General features: G+C 70.7%; 13 protein-coding genes. 3 read left to right on the plus strand and 10 right to left on the minus strand.

Features of this window, described 5'->3' with window-relative positions; all coding sequences use genetic code 11:
- Positions 1–100: 100 nt before the first annotated feature.
- On the minus strand, positions 101–1372 hold the full coding sequence (locus ACIQU3_RS23870) for an ABC transporter substrate-binding protein (protein ID WP_403730008.1): 1272 nt from the start codon (positions 1370–1372) through the stop codon (positions 101–103).
- Between the two features lie 122 nt (positions 1373–1494).
- On the opposite strand from ACIQU3_RS23870, the gene ACIQU3_RS23875 reads away from it, so the two are divergent.
- Genes ACIQU3_RS23875 through ACIQU3_RS23885 form a run of 3 tightly spaced genes read left to right on the plus strand, consistent with a single transcriptional unit; the run spans position 1495 to position 5087 of the window.
- Positions 1495–2010, plus strand: a complete 516-nt coding sequence (locus tag ACIQU3_RS23875) for a PadR family transcriptional regulator (protein WP_104779514.1) — start codon at positions 1495–1497, stop codon at positions 2008–2010.
- Positions 2007–2765, plus strand: coding sequence for an ABC transporter ATP-binding protein (locus tag ACIQU3_RS23880; protein ID WP_403927631.1), 759 nt, complete (start codon positions 2007–2009; stop codon positions 2763–2765). The genes ACIQU3_RS23875 and ACIQU3_RS23880 overlap by 4 nt, the downstream gene beginning before the upstream one ends.
- Before the next feature lie 39 nt (positions 2766–2804).
- Positions 2805–5087 carry an FtsX-like permease family protein gene (locus tag ACIQU3_RS23885; protein WP_403927634.1) on the plus strand — a complete coding sequence of 761 codons (2283 nt, stop codon included), beginning with the start codon at positions 2805–2807 and terminating at the stop codon, positions 5085–5087.
- A gap of 19 nt (positions 5088–5106) precedes the next feature.
- Here the strand turns inward: ACIQU3_RS23885 and ACIQU3_RS23890 are convergent, their stop codons facing one another.
- From ACIQU3_RS23890 to ACIQU3_RS23930, 9 genes are all read right to left on the minus strand, one after another.
- Positions 5107–6021 (minus strand): hypothetical protein, encoded by a 915-nt coding sequence (locus ACIQU3_RS23890; protein ID WP_403927637.1) that lies wholly within the window; start codon positions 6019–6021, stop codon positions 5107–5109.
- A gap of 172 nt (positions 6022–6193) precedes the next feature.
- Positions 6194–7846 carry a glucose-6-phosphate isomerase gene (gene pgi, locus ACIQU3_RS23895; RefSeq protein WP_403729995.1) on the minus strand — a complete coding sequence of 551 codons (1653 nt, stop codon included), beginning with the start codon at positions 7844–7846 and terminating at the stop codon, positions 6194–6196.
- Between the two features lie 65 nt (positions 7847–7911).
- Positions 7912–9180 (minus strand): MFS transporter, encoded by a 1269-nt coding sequence (locus ACIQU3_RS23900; RefSeq protein WP_403729992.1) that lies wholly within the window; start codon positions 9178–9180, stop codon positions 7912–7914.
- 196 nt (positions 9181–9376) lie between these two features.
- Complete coding sequence (locus ACIQU3_RS23905; RefSeq protein ID WP_003957010.1) at positions 9377–9712, minus strand: RNA polymerase-binding protein RbpA; 336 nt, start codon at positions 9710–9712, stop codon at positions 9377–9379.
- A gap of 208 nt (positions 9713–9920) precedes the next feature.
- Positions 9921–10157 (minus strand): preprotein translocase subunit SecG, encoded by a 237-nt coding sequence (secG, locus tag ACIQU3_RS23910; protein ID WP_094052663.1) that lies wholly within the window; start codon positions 10155–10157, stop codon positions 9921–9923.
- A gap of 95 nt (positions 10158–10252) precedes the next feature.
- Entirely contained in the window at positions 10253–11029 is a 777-nt protein-coding gene (tpiA, locus tag ACIQU3_RS23915; RefSeq protein ID WP_403729984.1) for a triose-phosphate isomerase, read from the minus strand.
- Positions 11030–11035: 6 nt separating this feature from the next.
- Positions 11036–12247 carry a phosphoglycerate kinase gene (locus ACIQU3_RS23920; protein WP_403729976.1) on the minus strand — a complete coding sequence of 404 codons (1212 nt, stop codon included), beginning with the start codon at positions 12245–12247 and terminating at the stop codon, positions 11036–11038.
- A 145-nt stretch (positions 12248–12392) separates the two neighbouring features.
- Positions 12393–13400, minus strand: coding sequence for a type I glyceraldehyde-3-phosphate dehydrogenase (gene gap, locus ACIQU3_RS23925; protein WP_403729967.1), 1008 nt, complete (start codon positions 13398–13400; stop codon positions 12393–12395).
- Positions 13401–13627: 227 nt separating this feature from the next.
- On the minus strand, positions 13628–16582 hold the full coding sequence (locus tag ACIQU3_RS23930) for a M14 family zinc carboxypeptidase (RefSeq protein WP_403729964.1): 2955 nt from the start codon (positions 16580–16582) through the stop codon (positions 13628–13630).
- Positions 16583–16646 lie beyond the last annotated feature (64 nt).

The raw sequence follows: 16646 nt of genomic DNA on the forward strand, positions 1-16646 counted from the left end.
GGTGCTGAAATAAGGACATACTGGTCGATACTCAGCGAGATGAGATGCTCGCGTTACCTAACAAGTAAGTAGGAGAGAGTGCCGAGGGGCGCGGGAAGCGCTAGCCGCGCGAGATGACGGCGAGCTCGCGCGCCAGCCGCCGGACCGCCGCCTCGGGCGTCTGGCGCCCCGCCATCGCGTCGTTCACGACCGCCTGCACCACGAGGCTGACCTGGTCGTAGCGCGGGCTCTTGGGGCGCGGCGCGGCCGCGAGGACGCTCGTCCGCAGCGTCGGCAGGTAGGGGAACCTGCGGATGAGCGCGGGATCCCGGTAGAGATCCGCGCGCACGGGCGGCAGCGCGCCGCGTGTGAGGACCTGCCGCTGGACGCGCTCACCGGTGAGGTACGCGATCAGGCGGGCCGCCGAGTCGGGGTGCCGCGCATGCGCGCTGACAGCCAGGTTGGATCCGCCGAGGACACTGGTCCCCGGCCCGCCCGGCCCGGGCAGGGGAACGGCACCGACCTTGCCGGCGACCTTCGAGCCGGGGGCCGAGGCACCGACGTAGGCGTACGGCCAGTTCCGCAGGAAGAGCAGCCGGCCGTCCTGGAAGGCCTGCTTGGACTCCTCCTCCTTGTACGTCAGCGCTTCCCTGGGGATCCAGCCCTCGCGCACCCCGCGCGCCAGGAACCCGATGCCCTCGCGGGCCGCCGCCGAGTCGACGGTGACACGCTCGCCCTCGTCGCCGAGGATCGAGCCGCCCGCCGAGTAGACGGCTTCCGCCGCGTTCACGGTCAGGCCCTCATAGGGCAGGAACTGTCCGGCGTAGCCGCCGAGGCCGTGCTTCGGGGCGATGGTCTTCGCGTACCGCTCCAGCTCCGCCCAGGTGCGCGGCGGATCGACGCCCTCTTGGGCGAGGACGTCCTTGCGGTACAGGAGCAGACCGGCGTTCGTGACGTACGGGACCGCGTAGAGCTGCCCGTCGTAGGTCGCCGTGTCCACGACCGGCTGGAGGAAGGTCTTCAGGGGGAAACGGTCCCGGGGCAGCGGCCTGATCCAGCCCGCCGCGGCGAACTCCGAGGTCCAGTTGACGTCGATGTTGAGCACGTCGAACCGGCTGCGATCACCGTCGCGCAGGTCGGTGATCATCTGGGCCTGGGTCTCGTCGGCCGAGTCCGGCAGCTCGACCAGGGTCACCTTCTCGCCGGGATGAGTACGATTCCAGCCCTCCAGCAGGGGGCCGAGATAACCGGTGAGGTCCCCGGCGGTGGCCAGGGTGAGGGGGCCGCGGCCGCCCTCCGGGGGCTCGCCCGCCTGCGCTCCGGCGGCAACGTAGCCTGTCAGGACCACGACGAGAACGAGAAGGCCCCTACCCGCGGCATGGATCCACCGCATAGGTTCCTCCCTGTACACCGGCGCTGGGCACCCTTGCCCGGAATCAGAGGCCATGTATACCTGTTAGGTATGGGCGATACTAGGGCCTGGAGCACATTGGACCGGACAGGAGGACTGCACGCGTGCGCCTGCCCCTCCTGGCCCTCCTCGCCCGCGGACCCGCCCACGGCTACGAGCTCAAGCAGGACCTTGAGCAACTGCTGGGCTCCGCGTACCCTCAGCCGAACGTCGGCCAGATCTATGTGACCCTCGGCCGCCTCGAGAAGTCGGGACTGATCGAGGGCGAGGACGTGGCGCAGTCCAGCCGGCCCAACAAAAAGGTCTACCACCTCACCGACGCCGGGCGGGAGGCGCTGCGCGCCTGGTTCGAGGAGCCCGAGGACGAGCCACGGGTGCGGGACGAGTTCTTCATGAAGCTTGCGCTCGCTCCGCAGACCGGTCTCGCCGAGCAGATCACCCTAATCAACCAGCAGCGGCGCCAGTACCTGAACACCATGCGGCAGATGTCGAAGCTGGCCGCCGCCGAAGACCGCGACAACCGCATCGCCCATCTGCTGATCGAGGGCGCGATGCTGCACCTGCAGGCCGACCTCGACTGGCTGGAACGGTGCCAGGAAGAGCTGGAGGAGCTGGAGTGAGCGACGACCGTCCCGCTCCTGTGCTGCGCGCCGAGGGACTGGCGAAGACCCACCACGGCGAGGGCGCCCCGGCCCACGCCGTGCGCGGGGTCGACCTCTGCGTACGGCAGGGCGAGTTCGTGGCGATCACCGGCCCGTCCGGCGCGGGCAAGTCGACGCTGCTGCATCTGCTCGGCGGGCTCCAGCGTCCGGACGCGGGCCACATCTGGCTCGACGGCGAGTCCACCGACACCTACAGCGAGGCGCGCTGGGCGGTGGAGCGCAGGAAGCGGATCGGGATCGTCTTCCAGTTCTTCAACCTCGTCTCGAACCTGTCCGTCGCCGACAACGTGGAACTGCCCGCCCTGCTCGCCGGGACCCCGCCGAAGCAGGCGCGCACCGAGCGTGAGGCGTTGCTGGCCGAGCTGGGCCTGACGGGCAAGGAGCGCAGCATGCCGGGCGAGCTGTCCGGCGGTGAGCAGCAGCGCGTCGCCCTGGCCCGGGCACTGGTCAATCACCCGCCGCTGCTGCTGGCCGACGAGCCCGCGGGCAGCCTCGACAGCAAGGGCACCCGCGAGGTAATGCGGCTGCTGTCCCGCTTCCACCAGCGCGGCCAGACGATCGTGCTGGTCACCCATGACGCCCGACTGGCGAGCGCCGCGGACCGGGTGATCAGCTTCTTCGACGGCCGGATCGCCGACGACGCGGCACTCGACGGCGGCACCACGCCGCCGCGCCGCGCCGGCATATCCGGTGTGCTGGAGCTGAAGGACTGACATGCGCGGGTACGACGAACCCCGGAGGGGCTGACCCGGATGCGAGCCACCCTGCGCTGGGCGCACTCCGATCTGCGCACACACCGCGGCGAGGCGCTGTTCCTCGTCCTCGCCACCGCGGGCATCGTCGCCTCCCTGCTGCTGGCCACCGCACTGTTCGGCTACGCGACCAACCCCTGGCAGCGCGTCTTCACGCAGTCGCACGGCGCGCATGTGTGGCTGCACACGGATACGGCGGCCGACCCGGGGAAGCTGGCCCGTCTGGACGGCGTGGAATCCGTCGTCGGCCCCTACCCCAGTGCCGCCACCACCGTCTCCTCGCGCGGCAGCCGCGCCGCCGTCGAACTGCGCGGCATGCCTCAGAAGCCCTCCCCCGGCCGCCCGCCGGTCGTCTCCGGGCACTGGCTCACCCCGTCGACTCCCGACGGTGTGGTGCTGGAGAGCCGTCTCGCCCGTGCTCTGCTGGCTCAGCCGGGCGACACCCTCGACGTGCCCGGTACCGCCCGCGAGCTGACCGTCGTGGGCCTCGCCGACAGTGCCGAGCCGCGCTACCGGCCGGGTGAGCAGCCGGGTCTGGTGTGGGCGCTTCCGTCGGCCGTGCCGGACCCGGGCGGCCAGGTGATCGGGCTGCGGCTGACGGACCCGGGCGACACGTCCTACATCGTCCAGCGAGCCGTGACCGTGCTGGGCCCGGGGGCGATCGGCGAGGTCTCCACCTGGCAGCAGGCGCGGGCCGAGGCGCAGGGCGACAACCGGCTGCTCGGTCAGGTGCTGGGCCTGTTCGGGCTGGGCGCCCTCGTCGCGGCCGGTTTCGCCGTCCACGGGGCGATCGGCACCCGCATCCGCGGGCATCTGCGCGACCTGTCCGTCCTGAAGGCCATCGGCTTCACCCCCGGCCAGGTGGTCCGCATCTTCCTGCTCCAGCACCTCGCCTACGCCCTGCTGGGCGCCCTGGCCGCGGCCGGTCTCGCCGAGGCCCTGGGCAGCCGGATCCCGGGGCGGCTGGGGGACGCCGTCGGCGTGTGGCAGGGGCTGCCCGGCCACACCGCGGCGCTGCTCGTGGTGCCCGTGGGCGCGGTGCTGTTCATCGGAGCGACCACCGGGCTGGCCGCGTGGCGGGCCGGACGGGTGCCGCCCGTGCCGGTGCCCCGGCCGGCCGCGACCTCGGGCGGACGGCTGTCCGGCGTGGCGCGCCGGGCCCTCGGCGTGCGGATCCCGCCCGCGCTGGTGCTGGGCTGGCACAAGGCGTTCACGCGCCGCCCCCGGTCCCTGGCCACCGTCGCCCGGCTCACGCTGCCGCTGCTGCTGATCGTCGTGGCGATGAGCGCCTGGACCACCCTCGACCGCTTCCACAGCGAGCCCGAGCGGATCGGCCTGCCGGCCGCGCTCAGCGTCCGCGCCGATTCCGGCCTGGGCGAACAGCGGGTCCGCTCCCTCCTGGAGAAGGACCCGCAGGTCGCCGCCGCCTACCCGGGCGTCGAGACGGCAGCCCTGGGACCCAGCCAGACCGCGACCATCGCCCTGCGCGGGCTGGGCACCCAGGAGGACCCCTACCCGCACACCCTCGCCGAGGGCCGCCCCGCCCGCGGCCCTGACGAGGCGGTGGCCGGGCAGGGGCTGCTCGACCTGCTGGACGTGCGGGTCGGTGCCTGGGTGCGGATGACCGTCGGCGACCGTCCGCAGATCCTGCACATCGTGGGCCGCAGCATCGAGCCGGAGAACGCCGGCCGGGTCATCTCCACCTCCCTCGACACCCTCCGCGAGAACGACCCGGGGCTCCGCCCGACCCTTTACGAACTCCGTCTGGAACCCGGCGCGGACCCGCGGGAGGTCGCCGACCGGCTCGCCGCCGCGGGGCGCGGCCACCTGGACGTGCACCCGGTGGCCAACCCGGCCGACGGCCTCTCCCCCCTGCGCGCGGTGGTCGCCGGGCTGATCGCCGTCCTCGCCCTCATCGGGCTCATCGAACTGCTGACCGCGATCGGCGGCACGGTCCGCGAGAGCGAGCGGGACCTGCTGGCCCTGAAGGCCATCGGGCTGTCCCCCCGGCAGATCACGGCGATCACCGTCACGGCCACTGGCCTCACGGCTCTGGCCGCCGTCCTCGCCGCCCTCGCCCTGGGCCTGCCCCTGGCCCGGTGGCTGATCGACACCCAGGGCCGCTCCAGCGGCATCGGGGCGGGGATCGCCCAGGGGCCCTCCGCGGTGCTGATGGTGCTGCTGGGCACGGCGGCGGTCCTCTGTGCCGCCGCACTGGCCGCCCTTCCCGCGGCCCGGGCCGCCCGGCGGCGCCTCGCGGACACACTGAGCGCGGTGGCCTGACGCCGGCACGACCCCGGGGTCAGCCGCCGTACGGCTGCTGCGGGTGGTACGGAGGCCGGGGGTGCGGGGAGGGGTGCGGGGCGTAGGGATGCTGTCCGCCCGGCGCGAAGGGATGCCCGTACGGGTTCCCCTGCGGCGGCAGGTGGGGCGAGCCCGCCGGGGACATCGGCGGGACCGGCCCCGGGACGGGCGGGTGTGCCGCCGGATGGGCGTTCAGCCGGATTCCGTACCGCCGCTTCAGCCGCCGCATCTCCAGCAGGGCGATGGCCGTGACCGTCACGGGCGCACCCAGGATGAAGACGACGCCCAGGGTCAGGCTGAGCCCGTGCAGATCACCGGTCACGAGGTCCGGCACGGCCACCAGCCAGCTGGTCACCATGGCGAGCAGCGGCGGCAGGCAGCGGTGCACGGCGGCCGTGCCGAAGAAGTTGCCCGAGACGCGCACGGCTCCGTAGGCCGTGAAGGCGAGCAGCCACAGCATCGTCATGCCGAACCCGATGATCACGGCGACGTTCGCGGACGCGTTCACCGTCCGCACCAGCAGCAGCACGGCCGCCACACAGCCGACGAACAGCACGAGCAGCGCGAGGGACCTGAGCAGCGGCGTCCGCAACTGCCGCACCGTGCCCCCGCGCCGCCAGACCCACAGCATCACCCCGACCGTCAGCGGGGTGAGGAAGAGCAGGACGACGGAGGCCGTCATCGCGTTCTCCAGCAGCTCCGTGAGGTCGAAGCCGCCTTGGACGAAGGTGTAGACACCGAGCGAGGCGACCGCCCCGGCGATGACACGGAACCGCTTCAGACGCTCCACGGACGGGTCGAGCGGCTGCGGGATCCAGGCGGGATGGAACACCGCCCGGGCCACGTCCTGGGGTTTCAGGACGGACCCCACCGTCAGCGTGCCGCCGGTCCAACTTCCGCGTGTGCGTGCCACTTCGCGCTCCCCCGGGCACTCGCCGTGCTGATCGCCCGGGAGTCTACGGGAAGCGGACGGCGCACTGCCGCCCGCTCTCCCGCCCGGCGCACTGCCGCCCGCCTTGTGCCCGGCGCGCTGCCGCCCGCCTTCCCGCCCGGTGCGCTGCCGCCCGCCTTGCGCCCGGCGCTCGTCACCGTCGGCCGCGCAGCTCCCGGTACGTGGCGACCAGGGCCCGGGTGGAGGCGTCCAGGCCCTCGACCTCGGTGTCCCCGGTCAGCGCGGGCTCGACGCGCTTGGCGAGGACCTTGCCCAGCTCGACGCCCCACTGGTCGAAGGAGTCGATGTTCCACACCGCGCCCTGCACGAACACCTTGTGCTCGTAGAGGGCGACCAGCTGGCCGAGGACGGACGGGGTCAGCTCGGGCGCGAGGATCGTGGTCGTCGGGTGGTCGCCCTTGAACGTCTTGTGGGGCACCAGCTCCTGCGGCACGCCCTCGGCGCGCACCTCCTCGGGCGTCTTGCCGAAGGCGAGCGCCTGCGTCTGGGCGAAGAAGTTGGCCATCAACAGGTCGTGCTGTGCCTTCAGCTGCTCGCTCAGCTCGGCGACGGGCCTCGCGAAGCCGATGAAGTCCGCCGGGATCAGCTTGGTGCCCTGGTGAATCAACTGGTAGTAGGCGTGCTGCCCGTTGGTGCCCGGCGTGCCCCACACCACCGGGCCGGTCTGCCACTCGACCTCGCGCCCGTCCCGGCCGACGTACTTGCCGTTGGACTCCATGTCGAGCTGCTGGAGGTAGGCGGTGAACTTCGACAGGTAGTGGCTGTAGGGCAGGACCGCGTGCGACTGGGCGTCGTGGAAGTTGCCGTACCAGATGCCCAGCAGGCCCAGCAGCAGCGGCACGTTGGACTCGGCCGGAGCTGTCCGGAAGTGCTCGTCGACGATGCGGAAGCCGTCCAGCATCTCCCGGAAGCGGTCCGGGCCGATGGCGATCATCAGGGCCAGACCGATCGCGGAGTCGTAGGAGTAGCGGCCGCCGACCCAGTCCCAGAACTCGAACATGTTGTCGACGTCGATGCCGAACTCGGCGACCTTCTCCGTGTTCGTCGACAGAGCGACGAAGTGCTTCGCCACGGCGGCCTCGTCACCGAGCGCGTCCAGCAGCCAGGTGCGCGCGGAGGTGGCGTTGGTGACCGTCTCGATCGTGGTGAAGGTCTTGGAGGCGATGACGAACAGCGTCTGAGCCGGGTCCAGGTCGCGGACCGCCTCGTGCAGGTCGGCACCGTCGACGTTCGACACGAAACGCACCGTCAGCGCGCGGTCCGTGAAGGCCCGCAGCACCTCGTAGGCCATGGCGGGACCCAGGTCGGAGCCGCCGATGCCGACGTTGACGATGTTCCGGATCCGCTCACCCGTGTGGCCGGTCCACTCACCCGACCGCACCCGGTTCGCGAAGTCCGCCATCTTGTCGAGCACGGCGTGCACATCCGGCACCACGTTCTCGCCGTCGACCTCGATCACCGCGTCCCGAGGGGCGCGCAGTGCTGTGTGCAGCACGGCCCGGTTCTCGGTGGTGTTGATCCTCTCGCCGCGGAACATGGCGTCCCGCAGTCCGAAGACGTCGGTGGCGGCGGCCAGTTCGCGCAGCAGCCGCAGGGTGTCGTCGGTGACGAGGTGCTTGGAGTAGTCGACGTACAGGTCACCGACCCGGAGGGTGTACGCGGTGCCGCGGCCGGAGTCGGCGGCGAACAACTCGCGCAACCCCACGTCGCCGAGCTCCTCGCGGTGCTTGGCCAGTGCCGTCCACTCAGGCGTCTGGTTGAGTCTGGTACGGCTGTCTGCGTTCATCTCGGACTTAAGCCTTCTTTCCTGTCCTGCGTACCTTGCCCCGCTGCCGGTCCCAACCTAATTGATCAGCGCGTGACGTCGGCTGTCGTGGCGCCGTCCTCCGGCTCCACCACAGATACGTCCACCGTGCGCACGGGTATCAGCGCGATGACGGCGAGGACGAAGAAAACGGCCGTGAGCAGCGGCGGGGTGTTCGGCCCCCAGGCGGCGGCGACGGCTCCGCCCAGCAGCGCACCGAGGGGTACTCCGGCGAAGGCCAGGGTCCGGAAGGCCGAACTGACCCGGCCCAGCAGTCCGGCGGGGCTGCGCTCCTGCATGAGGGTCGTCGTGTTGACGTTCCACACCATGCCGAGGAGACCGAAGACGGCGAGCGCGCCCACGAGCACGGCGAGGCTGCGCACGGTGCCCATCACGACCAGGAGCACGGTTTGCGCCGATCCGGCGAGGAGCACCGCTGGCAGACGGCCGAGCCGCGCCACCAGCCGGCCGTTCACCACTCCCCCGGCCAGGCTGCCCAGGGTGAAGGCGGTGCCCGCCGCCGCGTATCCCACGGGGCCCGCCCGGAGCCAGTCGGTGACGAGGACGACCAGCAGGGCGAGCATGGTGCCCATGCCGATGTTGCACAGAGCCGTGGACGTGCACAGGGCACGCAGGGCACGGTCGCGCCACAGGGTGCGCAGGCCCTGCGCGATCTCCCGGCGCAGGGTGCTGCCCGCGGGCCTCGGCTCGCGGTCGGATCCGGCGGCAGGCAGGGAGGCGATCAGCGCGGCGGCCACGAGGAAGGTCACGGCGTCGGCAGCGAACGGCACGGCGGCCCCCGCTGCCAGCAGCAACGGCACGACGGGGCCGCCGAGCAGGCCTCCGGCGAGCCGCTGACCGGTCATCAACCGGGCGTTGGCGCTGCCGAGCGCCTCCCGGTCGACCAGCACGGGCAACAACGCGGTGGCAGCGTTGTCGAAGAGGGTCTGGAGGGTGGTGAGCGCGACGGCCAGGGCGATGAGCAGGCCGATCGAGGCGTGTCCGAGCGCGACCGCCACCGCGAAGGCGGCCACCAGCAGCCCGCGTGACGCGTCCACCGTCCACATGGCCCGCCGCTGGTCCACCCGGTCGGCGACGGCCCCGCCGAGCAGGCCGAAGACGATCCAGGGCAGGTAGCCGCAGGCCGTGACGGAGGCGATGAGCAGCGGATCGTCGGTCAGGGTGACGGCCAGCAGGGGCAGCGCGGACGTGCGCAGCGCGTCGCCGAAGCTGGACAGGACGGCGGCACTCCACAGCCGTCCGAAGCCACCGCGCCACGCGGGCACGCGTAGGCCCCCCGCCTCGACCGTCGCCACCGCTCCCCCTCATGGTTCGTCCGATGCACAAACCGTAGAGGGCACCACTGACAATCGGCCGACGGTGAGACGGTGACGGCGAGGAGGCACGGATGACGCCCGCCGGTGCCGAGAAGCCGGGACCTGCCGGCCGTCCGCTGATGCCCGGGAGGCAGTTCCGGCCGGGCACCCGCTGGTGCCCGGCCGGTCTCGTCCTCTAGATCTCGCCCCGCAGTTTGGCGAGCGCCTCGGCGAGGATCGCCTCGCCGTCCGCGTCGCTGCGCCGTTCCCGGACGTACGCCAGGTGGGTCTTGTAGGGCTCGGTGCGCGGCGGGTCCGGCGGGTTGTCCCGGTCCTGGCCTGCCGGGAAGCCGCAGCGGGGACAGTCCCAGGTATCGGGCACCTGCGCGTCGCTGGCGAAGCTCGGCTGGGTCTCGTGTCCGTTGGAGCACCAGAAGGAGATGCGCAGCCGCGGCGCGGACTCGCCGCGCTCGGCCTCGCCCATCGGCCCCGCCCCGACCCGGCTTCCCCGGATCGCGTTGCCACTTGCCACGGTCGTAACTCCCTGCGTGATGGTGCCGCGAAGCGAGTCGGCGTTCCGCTTCGCCGCGAGCGCCTCAGTCTACGTAAGGCCCAACGCGCGTCCAGTGATTGGAGTTACAACCCTCACACCTAGACGCAAGCCCCATGATAGGCCGCGCTCAGCTGCGCGTACCGAACATGGGGCCCTACGTACGAGTTCCGTGCGGATGGCGGCTCGGTCAGTTGTTCACCTTCATCAGGATGCCGAGCACGACGATGCACGCGAACCACAGCAGACCGATCACGACGGTGATCCGGTCGAGGTTGCGCTCGGCGACCGAGGAGCCGCCGACGGAGGACTGCATGCCGCCACCGAACATGTCGGAGAGGCCGCCGCCCTTCCCCTTGTGCATCAGCACCAGCAGCATCAGCAGCAGGCTGAAGACGATCAGGGCGATCGAGAACCCCAAAACCACGGCTGGACCAACTTCCTCGGATTCGGATGGACGACGCGGGGCCCAGCACAGCGCTGGACCCCGCAAGGGTACGACGGATCGCCGCTAGGGCCTACTCACTGGTCGCGGAAGCGCACGATCTTGACGAACTCGTCGGCGTCCAGCGAGGCACCGCCGATCAGGGCACCGTCGATGTCGGCCTGGGCCATGATCTCCGCGACGTTGCCCGACTTCACGGAGCCGCCGTACTGGATGCGGACCTTGTCGGCCAGGTCCTGGGAGTACAGCTCGGCGATCTTGCCGCGGATCGCCGCGCAGACCTCCTGGGCGTCCTCGGCGCCGCAGACCTTGCCGGTGCCGATGGCCCACACGGGCTCGTAGGCGATCACGACGGTCTCGGCGTGCTCGGCGGGCAGGTCCTTCAGACCGCCCTCGACCTGGGCGAGGGTGTGGGAGACGTGGTTGCCCGCCTCGCGGACCTCCAGCTCCTCACCGACGCACAGAATCGGCGTCAGGCCGTGCTTGTACGCGGCCTTGACCTTGGCGTTCACCAGCTCGTCGGTCTCGGCGTGGTACTGCCGGCGCTCGCTGTGGCCGATGGCCACGTACGTGCACTTCAGCTTGGCCAGCATGGGGCCGGAGATCTCGCCGGTGAAGGCACCGCCGTCGTGCGCCGAGATGTCCTGGGCGCCGTACTTGATCTTGAGCTTGTCGCCGTCGACCAGGGTCTGCACGGAGCGCAGGTCGGTGAAGGGGGGCAGGACGGCGACCTCGACGGCCTCGTAGTCCTTGTCGGCCAGGGCGAAGGCGAGCTTCTGGACGTGCGCGATGGCCTCGAGGTGGTTGAGGTTCATCTTCCAGTTGCCCGCCATCAGCGGCGTGCGCGTGCTCATAAAGGGTCAGTCCTCCAGTGCGGCGAGGCCGGGGAGCGTCTTGCCCTCGAGGTATTCGAGGGAGGCGCCGCCACCGGTCGAGATGTGGCCGAATGCGTTCTCGTCGAAGCCAAGGATGCGGACGGCGGCGGCGGAGTCGCCACCGCCGACCACCGTGAAGGCCTTCGAGTCGAGGAGTGCCTGGGCGACGGCCTTGGTGCCCTCGGCGAAATCGGGGTGCTCGAAGACGCCCATGGGGCCGTTCCAGAAGACGGTGGCGGCGTCGACGATCTTCGAGGCGTACAGCGTGCGGGACTCGGGGCCGATGTCCAGGCCCATCTGGCCGGCGGGCATGGCGTCCGCGGGCACGGTGCTGGGCCGGCCCGGGGCCTTGGTCTTGAGGTCCGGGAACTCCGGCGCGACCACGACGTCCACCGGCAGGACCAGCTCGACGCCGTTCTTCTCGGCGCGCTCGATGTACTCACGGACGGCCGGGAGCTGGTCCTCCTGGACCAGGGACGTGCCGATCTCGTGGCCCTTGGCCTTCAGGAAGGTGAAGACCATGCCGCCGCCGATGAGCAGGCGGTCGGCCTTGCCGAGCAGCTGGTCGATGACGGCGAGCTTGTCGGAGACCTTGGCGCCGCCCAGGACGACGGCGTAGGGCCGCTTGACGTCCTCGGTGAGCTTCTTCAGGACGCCGACCTCGGTGGCGATGAGGTACCCGGCGTAGTGCGGCAGGCGCGCCGGGAGGTCGAAGACCGAGGCGTGCTTGCGGTGCACCGCGCCGAAGCCGTCACCGACGTAGACGTCCGCGAGGGCGGCGAGCTGGTCGGCGAACGCGCCGCGCTCGGCGTCGTCCTTGCTGGTCTCTCCGGCGTTGAAGCGCAGGTTTTCGACGACCGCCACCCGGCCGTCGGCCAGGCCGGCGACGGTGTCCTGGGCGGATGCGCCGACCGTGTCGGTCGCGAAGGCCACCTCCGCGCCGAGGAGTTCACCGAGGCGCGCGGCGGCCGGGGCGAGGGAGAAGGCCGGGTCCGGGGCGCCCTTGGGGCGGCCCAGGTGGGAGGCGACGACGACCCGGGCGCCCGCCTCGGCGAGGGCCTTGACCGTGGGCAGCACGGCGCGGATGCGGCCGTCGTCGGTGATGCGCGTGCCGTCCAGCGGCACGTTCAGGTCGGCGCGGACGAAGACCCGCTTGCCCGCCACTCCCTCGGAGAGGAGTTCGTCGATCGTCTTCATGAAAGGGGACTCCTGAAAGAGCTCGTGATCGCTCGGAAGCGCTCGTGATCTAACAGATCTGATCTGTACGTGAGTCAGGGCTCGGGCAGCGCGACCGCGCGCTGCCCGAGCCCTGCTCTCACACCGTGGTGCCTGGTCTATTCGATCAGAGCTGGTTGCCGACGAAGACCGTGAGGTCCACGAGGCGGTTGGAGTAGCCCCACTCGTTGTCGTACCAGCCGATGACCTTCACGTTCTTGCCCTCCTGGACCATGGTCAGGGAGGAGTCGAAGGTGCAGGACGCCGGGGCGTTCACGATGTCGGAGGAGACGATCGGGTCCTCGGTGTACTCGAGGATGCCCTTCAGCTCGCCCTCCGCGGCCTTCTGGAAGGCGGCGTTGACCTCTTCCTTGGTGACCTCGCGGGACAGCTCGAGGACCAGGTCGGTGACCGAGCCGGTCGGGACGGGGACGCGCATGGCGATGCCGTCCAGCTTGCCCTTGAGCTGCGGGAGGACCAGCGCGGTGGCCTTGGCGGCACCCGTGGTGGTCGGGATGATGTTCTCGGCGGCGGCACGCGCGCGACGCAGGTCCTTGTGCGGGAAGTCCAGGATGCGCTGGTCGTTGGTGTACGCGTGCACCGTGGTCATCAGACCCTTGACGATGCCGAAGTTCTCGTCGAGGACCTTCGCCATCGGCGCCACACAGTTGGTGGTGCAGGAGGCGTTGGAGATGACGTGGTGGTTCGCCGGGTCGTACTTGTCCTGGTTGACGCCCATCACGATGGTGACGTCCTCGTCCTTGGCCGGAGCCGAGATGAGGACCTTCTTCGCGCCGCCGGCCAGGTGCTTCTCGGCGTCGGCCTTCTTTGTGAAGATGCCGGTCGACTCGATGACGATGTCGACGCCCAGCTCGCCCCACGGGATGTCGGCGGGGTTGCGCTCGGCCAGGACCTTGATGGTCCTGCCGTCGACCGTGATCGTGTCGGCGGTGTGCGTGACCTCCTGCTTGAGGCGGCCCAGGATGGTGTCGTACTTCAGCAGGTGAGCGGTGGTCGCGGTGTCACCCAGGTCGTTGACAGCCACGATCTCGATGTCTGCACCCTGCTCCAGCAGCGCGCGGAAGTAGTTACGACCGATGCGGCCGAAGCCGTTGATGCCTACGCGGATCGTCACGAACCGATCTCCTCGTTGGTACGCCGGCCATGAAGTGCCGGCGAGCTCTGTTTGGGATGTCCCCGACCGCCTACGACCCTACCTCTCTGAAGGCCTGGTGGTGACATCCAGATGCCTCATACACGGCAGGGCGGCCCTTACCCGCCAGTAGGGGTACGGACCGCCCACCGCCGCGAGCAAGATCACTCGATTTCGCTACCTCACGGGTTCCCTGTTGACCAGGGAACTCACCCGTCGAGGGAAGCGAGTGCCTTCCTCATCAGCGCCGCCCGGTCGGCCGCGGCGGTGACGTGCTCCAGGCCGAAGCCCAGCAGCACGGTGTCGTCCGTGGTGACCGCTCCGTACGTCTGGAACAGGGCGCCGGTACGAGCCCAGTCCTTGAGGACGGCCGGGCTGCCCGCGGGCGGTCCGGCCACCTTCCAGGCCCCGAGCGAGGTCTCGAAGCCCTCGGTCTCCCGCGCCGTGCCGCCGACGACGAGCGAGGCGTCGTCGGCGAGGACGCCTCGCCCGCCGCTGCCCGGGTCGGTGACGTAGCTGATCGAGACCTCGACCGTCTTCCCGGCGTAGGCGCTCAGGTCGAAGTTCACCTGCCGCCAGCCGCCGGAGCTGCCGGTGAGGCTGTTCCACCCGCCGGTGGTGCCGGTCGCGGCGCAGCCGTCGGCCGCCACGGTCAGGTAGTGCTTCAGCCAGGGGTGCTCGTTGACGTAGAACCCGCCCTCGCACTCCGTCGGCACGGTGGTCCTGGTGGCGCCGCCCGCCTCGGGAAGGGTCGTCCAGTCGTCGGAGCCGGTGACATGGGCCTCGACCACTGCGTGGTCGTAGCCGGACTCGGTGTCCCACAGGAGCTGGGTGCGCAGGGCCGGCTGCTGGGCCGCGGTGGTACCGGTGAGGTCCACGGTGCGGGTGAGGCGCTTGTAGGCGTCGTCGGTGTGGACGGCGGCGGCCATCGAGGTGCCCGCGTACGGACCGTACGGGTTGACCGTGCCGGCGAACTGCCCGGCGCCCTTGCTCGCGAACTGCGGGAACTCGTCGGTCCGCAGTTCGTCGGAGGTGACGCTGTAGGTGCCGGCCTTGTCCAGCGGGTTGCCGGGGGCGGCGCCCAGCGGGCCGGTGACGCCGCCCAGCTCGCCGGAGCCGGTGAAGCCGGTGGCTCCGGGGGTGGCGGTGCGGGTGTAGGCGCCCAGGTAGTACTGGCTGAAGTCGTCCGACAGCGCGCCGCCGCCGAGGTCGACGGTGCCACCGGCCTGCTCACCGGCCTCGATCAGCCGGCCGCCCTCGTTGAGGAAGGCACGCAACTGGAGCTGGGTGGCGACGCCCGGGACGCCCGCGCCCGTGGCGTGGACGACGGTGTCGAAGTGGCTCAGCACGCCGAGCGCGTCGGGCGCGCCCTGCCCGGCGACGTCCCAGACGGCCGCCTTGCGGCCGCTCGCCTTGAGCGCGTCCACGTACGTCTGTGCCTGCGTGGCGGTCGCGCCCTCCTCGGCGACGACGAGGGTGTTCGCCCGGGGCCGTTCGGCGACCGTGTACGTGAAGTGCTCGCTGGAGACCTTCCTGCCGTTCTTCGCCTCGCCGGTGAACCACACCTCGACCTTGTCGCCCGGGTCGCCGTCCTTGACCTTCGCCCGGTACTCGTCGAAGTAGAGGTTGTCCTCACCGCCGTAGGTCTCGCCGCCCTTCCAGGGCCTGAGTGCCATGTCCCAGGTGCGGCCGCCGTTGACGCGGTACTTGAGTTCCTTGTCGCGCAGGGCCTTCCGGGCGACGACGGAGACCTCCTGGTCGGCGCCGCGGGAGTAGGAGGTGGTGAACGCGGCCGGGGTGAAGTCGGCGGCCTTCAGACCGACCGACGAGGACGGCCGGTCGGGGCGCGCGGCGGACTCGGCGACGGAGAGCGCGAACGGGATGTTCTTGGCGAACTCCTGCTGGATCAGCTTCTCGTCGTCCGGGAAGGTGAAGACCGACTGGCAGTCGGACGCCTTCCACTCGTCGTTCGGGTCCAGGTCCGAGGCGGTCTGGCAGGTCGACATCTCGGGGGTGAACATCGCCAGCCCGTTGACGTTCGCCGCGTGGCCGTCGGCTTCACCGTTGGTGGTGTACAGCTCGGAGGAGAGCTGCGGGTGGTAGCCGGGGATCGCGGAGTTGTCGGGCGTGCCGGCGAGCGCCTCGTACAGGGCGTCGTCCGGGGTGTGCGTGGCCACCTGCCAGCCGACTCCGTAGAGGAGGAGTTCGGCGGCGGAGTGGTAGTTGATGCCGTAGGTGAAGCCGATCCGCTTCTGGAAGGCATCCAGGGCCCGGGTCTCCGGCTCGGAGTTCGGGCCCGCGCCGCGGTACGTCTGACTGGTGGGGTTGGGAGACGAACCCTCGTTGTCGTAGCCCCACTTGTAGGCGAAGTTGCGGTTGAGGTCGACACCGTCGCCGGTGGCGATGACGCCGTCGCCGTTGACGTCCCGCAGGTTCTTGCGCCACTGGCGGTTGGCGGGGTCCGCGAAGGTGTAGTCGTAGCCGTCGGGGTTGGCCGACAGCAGGAACCACAGTTCGGTGGAGTCGACGATCTTCTTGAGACGCCGGTCCTTCTTGTAGTTGTCCAGATAGTGGTGCATCAGACGCCGGGTCATCTCCGGCGTGATCCATTCGCGCGCGTGCTGGTTGGACATGTAGAGGACCGAGGGCTTGGAGCCGTCCTTCGTCCTCTTGGCGCCCTTGGTGAGCTTCAGCGCGAGCATGTCCTGACCCTTGACGGTCTTGCCGATGGAGACGACCTTGGTGAGGTCCGGGTGCTCCTGGGCGGTGCGCAGGAGTTCCTCCCGCAGGCCGCCCTTGCCGCTGAACGGGCGGAACACACCCTCGGCGGCGGCTTCGACACGGGCCTCGGCGCGGGAGGAGAGTTCGTGCTCGGTGAGCTCGACGCCCTGCTTCTGAAGTTTCTCGGCCTGCCGGTCCGTCAGGTAGACCTCGACGGTCGCGACGCCCTTGGCGGGGACGCGCTCACTCAGTTCGTGGCCGTCCTGGCCGGCCGCGAGCAGCAGGGGTACCTGCTGCTGGTTCACGTCGGCCCGGAAGACCTTGACTTCGTCCGGGTCGGACGGGGCCGGACTCCCCGGTTGTGCCTGGGCGATGGGTGCGAAGCTCGCTCCGCCGATCAGGAGCGCGCCGACAGCGAGGATCGATCTCGCTCTTCGTCTCATGAACCCCCCTAGCGTGGGTCCGCCACAGCAGCGAACAGATGCCAGGCTCATGACAGACCATGAT

The organism is Streptomyces sp. NPDC101110 (assembly GCF_044759525.1).
Taxonomy (GTDB): Bacteria; Actinomycetota; Actinomycetes; order Streptomycetales; family Streptomycetaceae; genus Streptomyces.